The 15874-nt window shown below is 41.8% G+C and carries 10 protein-coding genes; all 10 read right to left on the bottom strand.

Annotation, left to right across the window (positions count from 1 at the left end):
• The 10 genes from smpB to GD631_RS12450 all read right to left on the bottom strand — a co-directional run bounded on the left by smpB (position 1) and on the right by GD631_RS12450 (position 15870).
• Positions 1-453, bottom strand: coding sequence for an SsrA-binding protein (smpB, locus tag GD631_RS12495; RefSeq protein WP_004310798.1), 453 nt, complete (start codon positions 451-453; stop codon positions 1-3).
• A gap of 9 nt (positions 454-462) precedes the next feature.
• The gene (locus tag GD631_RS12490; protein WP_143257293.1) at positions 463-1008 is read right to left on the bottom strand and encodes a Yip1 family protein; all 546 of its coding nucleotides are present in this window, start codon (positions 1006-1008) and stop codon (positions 463-465) included.
• Between the two features lie 32 nt (positions 1009-1040).
• A complete protein-coding gene (locus GD631_RS12485; RefSeq protein WP_143257292.1) occupies positions 1041-1805 on the bottom strand; it encodes a hypothetical protein in 765 nt (254 codons plus the stop codon).
• Positions 1806-1887: 82 nt separating this feature from the next.
• Positions 1888-2388, bottom strand: a complete 501-nt coding sequence (locus GD631_RS12480; RefSeq protein WP_008021714.1) for a DMP19 family protein — start codon at positions 2386-2388, stop codon at positions 1888-1890.
• 571 nt (positions 2389-2959) lie between these two features.
• A complete protein-coding gene (locus GD631_RS12475) occupies positions 2960-6544 on the bottom strand; it encodes a glycoside hydrolase family 2 TIM barrel-domain containing protein (RefSeq protein WP_143257291.1) in 3585 nt (1194 codons plus the stop codon).
• A gap of 17 nt (positions 6545-6561) precedes the next feature.
• A complete protein-coding gene (locus tag GD631_RS12470) occupies positions 6562-7959 on the bottom strand; it encodes an alpha-L-fucosidase (protein WP_244983366.1) in 1398 nt (465 codons plus the stop codon).
• Between the two features lie 83 nt (positions 7960-8042).
• Positions 8043-9716, bottom strand: coding sequence for a GxGYxYP domain-containing protein (locus GD631_RS12465; RefSeq protein WP_143257289.1), 1674 nt, complete (start codon positions 9714-9716; stop codon positions 8043-8045).
• Between the two features lie 17 nt (positions 9717-9733).
• On the bottom strand, positions 9734-10705 hold the full coding sequence (locus GD631_RS12460; protein WP_244983332.1) for a BT_3987 domain-containing protein: 972 nt from the start codon (positions 10703-10705) through the stop codon (positions 9734-9736).
• Between the two features lie 31 nt (positions 10706-10736).
• On the bottom strand, positions 10737-12479 hold the full coding sequence (locus tag GD631_RS12455) for a RagB/SusD family nutrient uptake outer membrane protein (RefSeq protein ID WP_143257288.1): 1743 nt from the start codon (positions 12477-12479) through the stop codon (positions 10737-10739).
• A gap of 28 nt (positions 12480-12507) precedes the next feature.
• Positions 12508-15870 (bottom strand): SusC/RagA family TonB-linked outer membrane protein, encoded by a 3363-nt coding sequence (locus GD631_RS12450; protein WP_143257287.1) that lies wholly within the window; start codon positions 15868-15870, stop codon positions 12508-12510.
• Between the last annotated feature and the right edge of the window lie 4 nt (positions 15871-15874).

Raw genomic sequence — 15874 nt, 5'->3', positions numbered from 1 at the left:
TTACCGTTTGAACATTCTTGCCATATCTCTACGATCATCTTTCTCCTTTATAGATTCTCGTTTATCATATTCTTTCTTACCTTTCGCCAAAGCGACGACTAGTTTCGCCAAACCTTTTTCATTGATAAACAAGCGTACAGGAACAATCGTAAAGCCGGGATTTTTCATCTCCCGCTGAAGTTTCTCCAATTCTTTTTTACTAAGCAACAACTTCCTCTCTCTACGTGCCGTATGGTTATTGTACGATCCATAGAAATATTCGGCAATGTGCATATTCTTCACCCACAATTCGCCTTTCGTAAAATAGCAAAACGTATCTACCAGACTGGCTTTTCCCAAACGAATGGACTTTATTTCCGTACCGGTCAATACGATACCTGCTGTGTAGGTATCTATCAGCTCGTAATCAAACGTAGCCCGTTTATTCTTTATATTTACAGGAGGTTGTTTCATCTTTACTCATTAATTAAGTATAGCCGTCAGTCTATTAAACACGATCTGTATCACCACCGGACATAGTATTAACAATGCAGACGACAAAAGGGTGTATTTTAATCGTTGTTTTTCTTCTACTCCCATCAGTACAGGAACTCCCTCCCATACCACATAGACGATGTAGAACTGCAGCAACCAAGCAATAATTCTAAAATCAGGTAATAGTCCGGTTACTATCTGAAGCAGGAAAGGCACAACCAATGCATATCCTGCAAACTGTTGCGTCAACGGCATATTGCTATGCATGCCAAACATCCTTGTTCCCATTTCATTTATGGCATAAGCTGCCAGAAAATAGCCACCGAACAGGGCTACAGCTACGGCGCAACAATTGGTCATAGCTATCTGGAAACTTTGCGGACCTCCCCATCCATTCGTCAATAATGAACCGACGAATACGGACAGACCGCATAAACCAATCATAGGATAGACAAAAGCCATATATACTTTTCGCCTATCCTCTTCCATAGAAATTTCCTCCCAGGCCTTGGCCGGAGAGGAAATCAATTTCATTGCTATGTTAAATAGTTCTTTGTAGTTCAATGTTATTCTGTAAATGCGTAATCATATTCAACCGAAGTTTCTCCATTCTCTTCTTTCAACTCATCTTTCGAATTATTGGTTTGAGCTTTCAACACCAGATATTTCGGTAACTTACCTTCTGTTTTACTACTAAACGCATTAAGAGCTGAACTAATTGAATATGCTCTATATGCATATGTAAAATTAGAACGAGTCACACTCTCACCTTCTTCATCACTTACACGATGACTAATATATAAATTCAACTTTGTATCAGTACTCTTTATTTCATCAGGATTATAGTAAAGAATAAATGAGTGTTTTTTTACTTCTGATTCTTCAACACTGGAATTGGTAACTTTCACCCAATATGGCATTGTCAAAACAATCGTATTTTTGTCATAATATACCAGACTTGACTGTTGCTTATCCAATGAATAAAGAGGATTAGTAGGCTCTGATTTAGTTGCGCTTAATCTCTCATTGTCTTTAGGGTCAATACAAAGCGGAGTAGTTAGCAAAGTAACTGGTATGCTAGTGCTGTTTGCTGTCACCTGTGATTGGTCATATTGGCATGAAATTATATACATATTTCCATCCAAGAAGCCCAATTCTGTAGTTGGAACCAACTTCGTAGTTGCATCCCCCATCAGAAATGATCCAAAATTATACTTAACAGGAACAGTCATTGTAACATTGTGGTTATCATCTCCATTCATACAAGAAGTAACTGACATACCCATAACCACAGCCATCAAAGCCACCAAGAAAAATTTCACTTGTTTCATAAACATATTTTTTAGATTTTGCAAAGATATAAATTCTAATTCATAATTAATAAATGCAAGTACTTAAAAAATACTGCATCCATTACTTTATTATTTTTGCAAAAAGTTCCAAATGATCATCTACGTAGCTTGCAATCAATGCTGTGACTTGTTCTTCCATCTCTAAATAGGCTTCTTCCAACTCATCAAAAGCTTCATATTGCTCGTACATAGCCATAAATTCATCATCCGTCCGTTCCTTTTCCAAATCTTTCCGGTTGGCATCAAAGATTTTCTTAGCCTTATAAACTAATTTCGAAAACTCTTCCGCTCCCCACAAACGCATCACTTTCGCAAACGGATTATCAAAGATATAACCACCATAGCCATTCTGAATCAATTGGCAGAACCCACCAACCATCATCTCATCACGAAAAATCTGATAAGCCAGCAAAGAATGTTGTTCTCCCGTCAGCAAAGGCATTGTCTCCGCAGTCAATTCACCACCGATTACCTCTTTATATTTATCTGTAAACGCCTGGATAAATTCATCCATTCCTTCACCCGCAGCCTTTTGTAAGGCTGATTCTACAACTTCGATCATAATCTTCTTTATATAATGATGCAGCAAAGCTACGAATTTTATTCTACATCCAGTAATAATCCCTCCATAATCTTGCCAATCTTAACTTCATTATCCGTCCTCCACGTTCTTCACACAGTCCATATCATCTCATTTACAGACGTTTCCGGTGAACGATTCATATTAAATACAGTATTCACCTCTATTCACCCCTTCACAAGATATGTATTTTACAGTCTAACAATACAGTGAGAGCTACTATTTGCCATATTATAGAAACAGGCAAATAGTGTATATATTCCGAATAGGAAATATTTGTTCAACAACAGCCGACTTCAGTTGGCTACCTAGCCAACTCTAGTCGTCCTATTAGCCAACAATAGTCGTCTAATAGGACGACTAGAGTCAGCCGATAAGATATTAAAGCCAAATGCTTACTAAGACAGTTTTATCAAGTTCTATTCAGACCGCTTATCATACATGCAAACCAGTTCCCATATACACAAAAGAGCAAGCAGATTCATCTTTTATAAGACTCAACTGCTTGCTCTTTCTTTAAAATATATGATTGTGTTATCCTGCTATTCTTTACTTACTTAGTAAAAGGAGACATGCGGAAAGCATATCTATAAACGGTGTTTTTCTGTATCTCATACTCAGGACGGGGACCCGGTCCACAACTCGCATTACCCAATCCACGTTGTATGCAATCCAAATTCAATACCACTTCCGCACGATAAATATCCGCCAAATCATGTCCATATTTTATATCAAACAAATCTTTGTCTGTATAGTGTAAAGCACTGAAATCAAATGTATCGGCAGATGTTATCTTGATACCTTTGCCTTCTTTATCAGTCAATGTCAACCAACGGGTATCACAACGTTCTCCCATAGATTGAGAACGGACATACTTCTCTTTCATGTCATTGACAGTAGATTGATATTTACCAATATATGCTGCATTCTTCCGATCCTGATAATTTTCTATCGGACCTCTTCCGTACCACTCCAACTGCTCCAACGAAGGAGAGAATAGAGCCTGCAATGAGAGACGGGGAAGATTAAAATCTTCGTTCGTTGCAAAAGAAACATTCACGTCTATTTCACCATTGCCATACAAGCGGTAAACCAGTGTATGAGGAACCTTTATATTTCCGATAAGTTCTTCCAACTGAATGGTTACAACCGCCGATTGATTATCATCCGACCATTTCCAGTCGAAATCAAGCACTTCCGTCTTTGTATCCTGCCATTTACGAACATCATTATTGATAAAACGGAACGTATTCAATGACCATCCCTCACGTAAATGGAGCATATTCTTCCCATTGTAACGAACTCCGGTCAGTTTTCCGGCTTTTTTATCAAAAGTTATTTCCACACCGGGGCTACGGAAGAACAAATAACGCTTCTCCTCTTCCACTACCTTAAACGGAGCTTCTTTCGTTGAAGCAGGAATTGCCACCGATTGCAATCCGGAGGTCGGAGATTTCTGAAGTAAAAGCTGTTCGGTAGCTACGATATGTCCGGCTTTTGCCCATACACAATCTTTCTTCAGTTTCACTTCAAGATTCAGGTAATATTCACCTTCCGGAGTGAGATAACGGGAATAAGGTATTTGCACGGCACGATGCTCTCCCGGTCTACCATCAGGCAAACTGAACTCTTCTTCTGCTACCGGCACACCATCTTTAAGAATCACATAACGCAAGTTAAAGTCATGCAGATTCAGAAAAGCGTAACGGTTACGCACGCCAATACTGTTTTCCCCATTCGGTTCCAATGTTAAATACTGGTACACTTTCTTCACTTCCCATAATTTCGGAGTAATCTGACGATCAGCCGTCACGATTCCGTTACAACAGAAATCATTGTCATTAGGACGGTCACCGAAGCTGCCTCCAAAGTAATAATGATCGGCAGGTTGGCCCGGCATATTGATACCCTGATCCACCCAGTCCCAGATGCATCCGCCAATCATACGTTTCGAATGAAATTCGATATAATCCCAATATTCTTCGAGGTTACCTATCGCATTACCCATTGCATGAGCATATTCACAGAGGAAATAAGGTTTGTTACGAGGTTGCTCGTCCTGTTCAATCATACCTTCAATCGAAGGATACATACGAGAATCCATATCGGCAATATCATTCATTCCTTCATAATGGATATATCGGTCGTCTATTGCCTTAGCCGCACGATAGGTAGCCTCAAAATTACGGCCTCCGCCCGACTCATTCCCCATCGACCAAAAGATAACCGAAGGATGATTCTTATCCCGTTCCACCATGCGTACCATACGGTCGACGTAAGCACCTTCCCAGCTTTCACGAGTGGACAAAGACATATTGCCATGACACTCAATGTCAGCCTCATCCATTACATACAAACCGTAATAATCATACAACGCATACATCTTCGGATCGTTCGGATAATGACTGGTACGGATAGTATTAAGGTTGAAGCGTTTAAAAAGAAGAATATCTTCAATCATACTTTCCACCGGAACTGCTTTGCCGAACTGCGGATGTATATCGTGACGGTTGGCACCTTTGAAAAGCACCAATGCATTATTGATATATACCTTATTATTCCGTATTTCTATTTTACGGAATCCATATTGCTGGCTAGTTGCTTCAAGCACATTCCCGGCAGCGTCAAGCAACTCCAGATTAACGGTGTACAGATAAGGAGTCTCTGCACTCCACAACTGCGGATCGCGAATCGTAGTCGTACCTTTACAAACATTTTCCTGCCCACCGCTTATCTGTCCGGCCGGTATGGCGAATGAGCGTAAAGACTCTCCTTCAGGACTCAATAAAGAAACACGCAAAGTCGCATCCTGAATCTTCTTTCCATAATTACGCACATCGGCTTTTACCTTCAATTCAGCCATATCCAAACGGTCGCTTATCTGTGATGTCAGGTGAACATCACGCAGGCGAAGCTTCGGACTAGCCACCAGATAAACGTCCCGATGGATGCCACTTAGACGAAACATATCCTGATCTTCAAGGAAACTGCCGTCACACCAGCGATAAACTTCTACGGCAACCGTATTTTTACCCGCTTTCACATAAGGAGTGATACGAAATTCGGCATCATTGCTAGAACCCTGGGAGTAACCCACCTTCTTTCCGTTGATCCACACATAAGCAGCACTATAAATCCCATCGAAATGGATAAATACTTCCTTGTCTTTCCAGTCGGTAGGAAGAGTAAATTCCCGGCGGTAAGATCCTACCGCATTCGGTTCTTTCTCCACAGTATAACCACGCTGTCCCTGAATAAAAGGAGGATTGTTACGAATAGGATAAGTGATGTTCGTATAAATAGGTGTACCATATCCATGCATTTCCCAATTGGAAGGAACTGGTATTTCTTTCCAGCCGGAAACATCATAATTCGTTTTATAGAAGTCAACCGGACGTTCGGAGGGCTGTTTCACCCAGTTGAACTTCCAGTTTCCGTTCAACAGCAGATAACGGGAAGACCGCGTACGCTCCCACGGACGTGTATAGGCAGGATCTTTTTTCATTTCTTCCAGGCAGGCAAACGGAATGAATGTAGCTCTGCCTTCTTCTTTGTTGATCGCATAGATACGTTCATTCTCCCAGTCATTGTCACTTTTTGCCTTTAAGGCCTCCGCCACTACTTTCAGGTTTGATTTCCGGATCTGCCATTGCTGGTTACTTTTTGACGCATCCGGCTCTAATTGAAAAACAGGTTCACCAACCAGTCCCGCATCAGGGAATCCCAAGTTATAGCCAGTCGCAACGTTCGTGAATATATAATTCCCATTCGGCAAAGCGGTCACTTTCCACTGTTGGTTCGGATTTTTAGAATCGGCCGACCATTGAATGACGGAACAATTTACTTTCCCTTTACCACTATTGTCAATATTCATTTGAGTCAAGGGACTGGCTATTATATAGCATCCCTCTTGCTCACATGGAATCAGGTTCCAAACCTGCGACTCTTTGTCCGCCTCTCTTTTACTAATAAACACTTTCGTATTTGTATCCAAACTCTCCTGATTGTCCAGCGCAAGCCCGTTGACTGTATGGATTTCATACCCTTGCTTCGGATCAAACTGCTGCGCTACAACCGTAGAGACAGAAAACGACAGTGCAATCAGCGCACTTCCCAAGATTTTTAATCGTTGCATCATTTAATAGTCTAATTATATTATGATTTGAAAACAGATGCCTGTTTATATACGCCAAATGTATGAATAGCCGGACAAGCCTTACCATCCTGAATACGCAAACGTACCTGACTTGCTTTCACTGGCGCGAAACGTACAATCCATTTATGACCAATAGCCTGCTTGTTTGTTGCTTCCGGAATAGCGATCCAGTTTTTGCCGTCAACGGAATATTCCACGCTCCATTTTGTCGTTCGATGTCCCAATTCAATCACTTCCTCAATCATCAGGCAATCAAACTCAATACTCTTTGGCAAAGAAAAAATTACATCTGCTTTTGTCTTCCCATCCTTTCCTGCAAAATAAGTTTCTTTCTCACGATCCAGCATGTTCTCCGGAGCAAACTTTCTCCCCCGTACATTAGTGGCCTTTACTTTGGCCCCGCTCAATAAATTCGTACCGAAAGTCTCATCAATTCCCTGTTTCAACAAAGCTGCATGTAGTGAATCGGTCGGATGAATCAAACCACGTCTATCGGGTGGGAAATTCAGTAGTAATACACTATTGCGTCCGACAGAAGTGCAATAAATATCCCAAAGTTCACGAACACTTTTCACACGAGTGTCTTCCTCGGCATGATAGAACCAACTGGGGCGAATCGAAACATCTGTTTCTGCCGGCACATAGGCATCTCCCTCCAAAATACCCTCATTCAAACCTTTATAATACTGCGCCTCATCACGAATAGCGACCGAGTCGGTAATTGCCCAACAAGGATCACCTGCCTCTCCTGCTTCATTTCCCATCCATCGGACATCAGCAAAAGGATATGAATTCTTTGTACCGAAGATGACGCAATCCGGTTGCTTTTCACGAACAATCTTATACCAATGATGATAAACAGGTGTTGTCAATTCGTCAGCTCCGGCACCGTCCCACCATGTTTCCCATATCTTGCCGTAATTACTCATCAGTTCATCGAGTTGGCGGGCATAATATTCCTTATAACGTTCGGTTGTATATAAAGGTGAAAGATGTTCGTGGCGGTCGTGAGGTCCCAGATAGATCCCTGCCTTCAATCCATACTCTTCGCAAGCATCAACAAACTCGCGGACTACATCTCCTTTACCGTTTTTCCAGGTCGCATTCTTCACACTATAATCCGTGTACTTGCTAGGCCACAGACAAAAGCCGTCGGCATGTTTGGCTGTCAGAATAGCAGCGGGAATCCCCGCTGCTTTTAAAGTTTGCATCCACTGCCTGCAATCCAGGGCTGTGGGATTAAAGATAGCTGTACTTGCCTTTCCATCCCCTTCGTTCACATACTCCTCAAACGTATTGATACCGAAGTGAAAGAAAGCAATCATTTCGCGGTTGTACCATTCCAGTTGACGGGCACTCGGAACCAGTCCGTAAGGAGCGGGTGCCTGTTGAGCCATCCCTGACAAAGAGCTGATTGCAGTTGCTGCCGATGCTAATAATAGTTTTATCTTCATAATAAATTACTTATTAATAGGTTCATTTATTTAGGGCCCAGGTTCTGTTTTACCAGTTGCACGAATTGATCCACAGGGACAACACGTACATTACTGTTCAACCCATCAATGACTGTTTTGATACTTTGCTGATCCTTTGTCCAACAATGCACAAACACAAAAGTATATCCATCTGCACTATGCGGATTGGCAGAACGACTGTTAATCTGGGATATTACAGACGCCTCTTCACCTCTGTTGGATCCTCCGTCAATTTCCTTCCATAATACACTTCTCTGTTCAATCACAGGCTTTCCATTATCTGAAAATTTGATTCTTCCATCTCCTTTTTCCCCATATCCTGTATAGAAGATTGCATCGATATTAGGCTGCGCCAGATACTTGTTGTATATTTTTGGATTATTCATAATGCCCTGATCCAAGATGTTACAGATATTCAGACCTGATTTATCGACATATTCATTCAACTTAGTCAGATAATCATCCAAGTCGGCATCCGGCATCTTACTCGGGAATATATAGCTGCTGCCACTCGGTCCCGCCACAAAATAGTCGCCTTCTTTACTGTTCTCATAATACCAGCGCAAAGCAGCCGGAGCCAAGTCATACAAAGAAGGTGAAATGGTATATCCGAGTGGGAACTGTCCGTGCAGGTCATGGTCCATATATCCTTGTTGCCCCCAAAGGTTAAATGCAATATTATCACCGTCACTGACAAGGAATGTCACATAATGTACATTTTCTTCGGTAGTCACTTCTTTGGTTGCAGGACGTTGTTTCAAACCTGTCGTATCGTAAATACTACTCAATGTGGCGAGGTTAGCCGCCTGGTCTGTCGGTAACATAGAAACACCCAGCCCGGAAGCATTATTCACCATGCCCCATTCATCCCGATCATAATAACCGAAACAATAAGCTCCTTTATCCAGATCTTTCAGAATAGAAGTACGCCATGACCAATCACTGTGCGCATTGTAATCATAAAAAGCAAAGGCATTAGTCATTGTGATATAATCGCGCAAATGGTGGAAGATTTCCGGCTTCATATCGGCTGCCAGGCTCTTGTCCAACTGATCTTTATAATTTTCGTACAACCATTTTTCATCATAAGACCTCACATCCATTAGTTCGGTTGTCACCCCCATTGCCTTTACTTTATCCACTTGAGATTCCGGTACTGCAATTCCTCTTAGCAAACCACACAAAGAAGTCGCTACATTGATAGAATGGGAATTTCCTTCCGAATAGGGTGTATAAACAATGTATCCTTTGATTACTCCGGATTCTACATAGTGCTGTACCAATGGTGCCAAAGCATTATAAGTCTTTACTGGAATTCCGTATTTATTCTGCATCTGCTTTAACCATACGGAAGAAGGACCTCCCTCATTGATGTAAACCTGATCGCCAGTCACTCTCGCTGCAAGTCCTGCCAAAGTGGAAAGAATAACTTTTTCGCCATCATTAAGTCCTGTGATGGAAATAGAGTTCAAAGATTTCAGTTCCCGCCCTTTCAGATGTATAAATCCTCTGGTAAGAGGTTCTGCAGGGTCGATAAGATCATCCCCGGGTTCTTCACCCGGTTCTTCGGGTTTCTCGGTAGATGGGGTATATTTAGGTACAACTACACCTGCTGTCGGATCTTCCATGCAGGAAACCAAAAGACAGAATGTCAAAAGTATATAAATGTATTTTCTCATGATAATCGTCTTTTCTATTACTTAATAATAGAAATCGCATTAATCTCTGCCACAGCCGTAGCCCATTTTCCACTATATACGGCAGTAATGGTCAGACGGAAATAACGTGCCTGCTTAAATCCCGGGAAATAGGAACGGAATTCTTCTTTTGCTCCGGCAGGAAGATCACTGTAAGTACCTGCAGCTTCCCACTTCGAACCATCCAGACTGGTTTCCATCGTCATTTCCTGTGGCCATGCTTCACCATGATCCCTGGAGACATACTGGAAACCTAACATCTTCACCTCCTGTCCCATATCTACCACAATATGGTGCGGTGGCTGGGGTTCAGTACCTTTCCATTGTGTATGCCAAAAAGTTCCTTTCAGTCCGTCGAAAGCATGAATAGCATGACCGTTATCCGATCCTTCGCCACTCGTTTCTTCCGAAGAAACTTCTACCACCTGCCATGCGCTACGGTCAGCCAATGGCATTGCCCATACGTCTTCCGCACCGCTCAACAAATAATATACTGTTTGCTGAACATTATCAGCCTGTGCGCCATCCACTGAAGCAATAGTAACCGGTAAGAGATAAGAATCAAATGGCTGAATTTTACCCTGTGCATTTACTGTGAGTACCAGATCAGCAGAAGAACTCTCTCCTGCCGGAATTACCGCTTCCGTTGTCACTGTATAGCAATCGGAAGGAAGCAAAGGATAATCAGTACCACACAAAGAGTTATATTCCTGCACTTTGGCCTCGTCTATCATGAGCTGTACCCTTACGTCTCCCGCCACTTCCTTACCGGAACGAGTCACATAGTCACTGGCAGTTACAGCCACATGAAATACTTCTTTTAATTCTTCGCCCAAGTCGAAGTTCTTAATTTGTAAAGCTCTGGCTTCCGGGATATATACTTTACAAACATCATCATCACTACATCCACTCAGCAAGGCTAACGAACAAAACATCGCACTTGCTGCCATGACAAATCTATTTAGTTTCATACGAATAATCTTTCAAGGTTTACAATCTTTATTAATATCCAGGATTCTGCCCGTTTACCCATCCGTCTTCACCACCGTTTTGCTCGCGGATCACCGGATTCTTATCTATCACATACTGCGGAATGGGCTGGTAGTACATACGTGGTAAGAATGTACGTTTGCCAACTTCATGGTAATTGTATTCCCAAACACCATCTCCATCAGTATCTTCTATCTTCATACCCCCAATCGGTTTATTCATCACTCCGTTTTCACCGTCACAAATCTTCCAGCGAATAATATCCCACCAGCGTTTATCTTCAAATGCCAGTTCGATACGACGATCCCTACGAATAATTTCCCGCAACTGATTTTCTGTGATTCCCTGCGGATAAGTATCTTCAATAGAAGGCATATTCTCTCCGCGAGTTCTCACCATATCCAAATATTCGATGGCAGTCGGTTTGTCTCCAGCTTCCAAAGAAGCTTCTGCATACATCAACAACACATCTGCATAACGGAAGAAAATATAATTTGCCATCCCGTTGCTCATTTGCAGATTATCAGCTCCATTCACAGATTCGTCAAGCGTCTTACGAGTATAATATCCTGTATTCGTAACATCACTATCCGAAGAGGTGTCAATCTCATTCGGGCTTCCCACCCCTACACGGGTAATGATCTCTTCACCCTGCCACATTGATCCATCATACAGAATACTTTGATAGAAGCGTTTTTCACGATTTTTGTATGGTTGATTTTTATCATAACCAGACGCAGGATCAGTGATAGGCAATCCGTTTGCCATACAATAATCATCTACCAACTCCTGTGTAGGTTGCATATTTCCCCAACTAGACTGCACCCCCTTTACAAATACAGGACCGAACAGCCCTTCACGACGTCCGCCATTCTGCTTAGACATCTGAAAATCAAAGATAACTTCATCATTATTGTTAGTGGCCTCTGTCCAAAGATCCAGAATAGTCGGTTGCAGATGGTAAACTTGCAAATCAATCACATCTTTTAAAGTAGCTGCAGCTGCTTCCCAACGTTTTTTATCTTTGCCCGGATTACGCAGTTCGCTAGCATGGAATAATTCGACCCATCCTTTCAATGTCAGAATTGCTCCTTTGGAAGCACGACCTAAATCCGAACCGCTACGGCGTGGAGGAAGATCGTCTTTAATCTCATCCAATTCTTTATCGATAAATTCAAAAGTCTTCTGTGCCGTCTCACGAGGATAGAAAATATCACTGCTTACATTATTATCCAATACTTCTGTGATGATAGGTACTCCACCGTAAGCCATCCACAGATAATGATAGAACCAGGCACGTAGGAAACGCGCTTCTGCCAATCGTTCTTTCTTATAGTCTGCCGAGAAATCGGACTCACTCACTTTCGTAATGAAAAGGTTACAAGAACGGATACGTTCATACTGTCCTTTGGCATCGTCATTATTCTGACGCCCCCATTTCCACATATCCCATGGACCAGGTATCCAACTGGTAGGAGATAATGCTCCGGTATAAATTGTTGTACGAGCATTCATCCATTCCGCTCCTACGTATGAGTTATCCGAATATTGATCCAAGTTCTGTGTTTCATTATTCAAGTGGGGCAACTGATTATAAATGTCATTCAGAAACATATCAGCATTGTCTTCTGATCCCCAAACCGTTGTATCACTAAAGCGATCTTTCGGTTCTATCTCAAGCCAGTCTTCACAAGCAGACAGGAAAGCCAATGAACCTGCCAGACAAACTGTTTTTATTATATTATGCATTCTCATATTCTATCTTTTTATGATGGTTAACTAATTAAAAAGTAATATTCAGACCAAAAGCATATACAGCCTGTTGCATATAGTATTTACCATTAGCTGATTTAGCTTCCGGGTCAATCAACTCTTTCATAAATGGTGTCCATGTCCAAAGATTCTGTCCGGAAGCATATACACGAGCAGAACTGATACCGATGAAATTCAATGCGGAACGAGGCAAGGTATAACCAATCTCAATACTCTTCAAACGGATATAAGTAGCATCACGTACCCACCAGGAAGAAGGCTGACGATGATTATTTACTGTTACTTCACTAGTTAGACGAGGATATGGTGCATCGGTATTATCCGGAGTCCAGTGATCTTTGAATTGTAACTTAGTAGCCGAACCGGAATCAAAGAACGGCATTACCAACGTCTCACCTAATGAAATACTTGTACGGGTAGCCCCCTGAATCAATGCATTCAGATCGAAATTTTTCCATTGTACCGTAGGAGCCAAACCGAAAATAATTTCAGGCGCCCAGTTAGAATAACCAATCACTGTTTGGTCGTGCTCGTCAATCTTACCATCAGGCACTCCATTAGGACCACTTAAATCTTCATAACGCAAATCACCCGGATAAACCTGTCCCCAAGGTTGTGTAGCAATACCTGCCTTCAATGAACCATCAGGATTAAAATCATCATAAGTGAAATAGCCCAGTGCATTATATCCGTACATCGTTCCGTCAGGACGCCCCGTTCTGCGACGATTCGGATTATTGAAGGTAGCTTCTGTTTCAAATACTTCATCCAAAATATTCCGTGCAAAAGTAAAAGTACCTTTTGCGCTGATCATCCAGTCTTTATTGATACGTTTATTGAAATTCAGAGACAAGTCAATACCCTGATTGTGCATACGGCCTGCATTCACTTGTGACAAAGGAATACCATATTCTGCCGGAACCAGTGCATTCGGTGCCATCAACATGTTCGAACGTTTCTCATAGAAATAATCAGCTTCCAAAGAAAGTATTCCATTCAGTATAGAAAACTCTACTCCGAAGTCAAACTTTTTAGCTTTTTCCCATGTGATATTCGGATTTCCTTGCAGGTTCTCCCACATACCCATTGTGGGCACTCCACCTAAGTTAACTGCATTTCCGAATCCGTAATCACTCATATACTGATATGAGCTACCAGCCAAGTTTCCGGATTCACCGTAAGAAAGACGCAATTTCAATTTATCCATCCATTCTATATCCTTCATGAAGGATTCTTCTCGTAAGTTCCATCCCAATGAGAAGGCAGGAAAGAAACCAAAACGCTTGCCGGGAGCAAAATAGTAGTGTCCGTCATAACGTCCGGAAACTTCTGCCATATAACGGTTGTCATAATTGTATCCCAAACGAAACGCATAACCAACCTGACGTTCTTTCCATGAAGTACCACCATTGCTAATATCCGCAGGATCACTGCTTCCTGCATTGATTTCATCAATATTAATGTTATAGTTCAAACGTTTGGCGTTCATATTCCATACATTTTTTTCGCGTGCTTCAATTACTCCCAAGCCTGTAACTGTATGTTTGCCAAAAGTTCTTGAATAATTGATCATTCCCTGATAAGTCATACTCACGCTTTCTTCAAACGATTGTTCCAGGTTCGGTTTTTCCGGTCCCTGAAAACCTTCCATGTATTGATAAGGAGTTTGTGAAGCATCCAACGTATAAACAGGTATCGGAGTCATATATTTCTTTTTCTTCACACGATACGGATCATAGTTAATGACTCCTTTGATGCTTAATCCCTTAATGAAAGGAAGTTGCTGTTCTACGGAGAGAGAAGTATTCAATTGATCGGCTGGTTCCTGACGGTATCCGCTATGATAAGTCAGTCCGAAAAGTGACTTACCTACATATTGTCCCCATAACCCATTCGAATACTGAATAGCCGAAACAGGAGGTGTACGATAGGCTTGATACATGATGTCACCTGTATCGGCACCCGGATAGTTTTTCTTTTCGTGCCATCCTCCCAGACTTAAATTGATTTTCGTGTATTTGGTAGCATCTACGCTTAAATTAGCCAAGACATTGAACCGTTGGTAATCGGTAGTACTCCACATTCCTTCCTGATAGGAATATCCTAAAGATACATAATACTGGAATTTATCACTACCACCGGAAAGTTGCAAGTTGTGATTAGTAATTACAGAATTATTTTGTACCAAATCACGCAAACCATTACTATTAGGATAGCGGTCCGGATCTGCGTCCGGATCTCCGGCACAAGTCTTCCTATACATTTCCAGATCATGCTGCGAGTAGGCATAATAATTAGGATAACCGGCATTCATAGCCGCTTCGTTTTTCATCAAAGCATATTCATACGAGTTAACCTGATCCGTGATGCGGGTTGGGTTCTGGAATCCGATATAGCCATTATACGAAAGTACTGGAGCACCGCTTTTCCCCTTCTTTGTTGTTACCAAAACTACCCCATTGGCACCTGCCATACCATAAGGAGCCACGGCAGCTGCATCTTTCAAAATAGTAATATCTTCAATCATATTCGGATCGATACGTGAGAAGTCACGAGGAACTCCATCCACTACTACCAACGGAGACTGGTTTCCTAATGTAGCCACACCACGGATTCTCAAATCAGAACCATCTGCCCCGGGTTCTCCTGATCCTTGCTTCGCAATGACCCCTGCCATACGACCAGCCAAACTATTAGAAATATTAATAACCGGTTTTTGTGCTACATCCTTTGTCTTCATGCTCGATACGGCAGCTGTAGAAGATATTTTCTTCTGTGTACCGTATGCCACAACCACCACTTCTTCCAGAACTTCAGAATCTTCCTCCATCACAATCCGAATGGAATTCTGATTATTCACCGGAACGTTCTTTGTAGAAAAACCTACATACGTCACCGCTAAAACCCCATTGGAAGGCAAGGATAGAGTAAACTTACCATCAATATCTGTAATTGTACCATTGGAAGCACTTCCCTGCTCCATGATGTTGGCCCCGATAATCGGCTCGCCACTCTTGTCCGTTACGGTTCCTTTGACTATTATTTTTTTACCTATTGACTTCTTCTCTATCTGCGTCTTTTTCAATGAGATATAATTATCGGCGTACTCATACGTCAACCCGATTTGTGGCAATACGTTTTCAAGTAATGCTTTTACCTGTTTATTCTGTGCATTGATCTTTACTTTCTGTTCGATATTGATGTCTTTTCCGTAGACAAATAAATATCCGGTCTGTTTTTCGACTTCGCGAATCAGTTCTTTTAGCGAAACTGAAGTCTTATTGATATTCACAACTGCTGTCTGTGCCTGGACCTGATATGTAAAAAGGTTAATAAACAGGACCAAAGCAAGCAGTGAAAAGATTTTTTTCATAACT

This window comes from Bacteroides luhongzhouii, from assembly GCF_009193295.2.
In the GTDB taxonomy this organism is placed as follows: domain Bacteria; phylum Bacteroidota; class Bacteroidia; order Bacteroidales; family Bacteroidaceae; genus Bacteroides; species Bacteroides luhongzhouii.
This window is presented reverse-complemented; position numbering and strand designations above follow the sequence as displayed.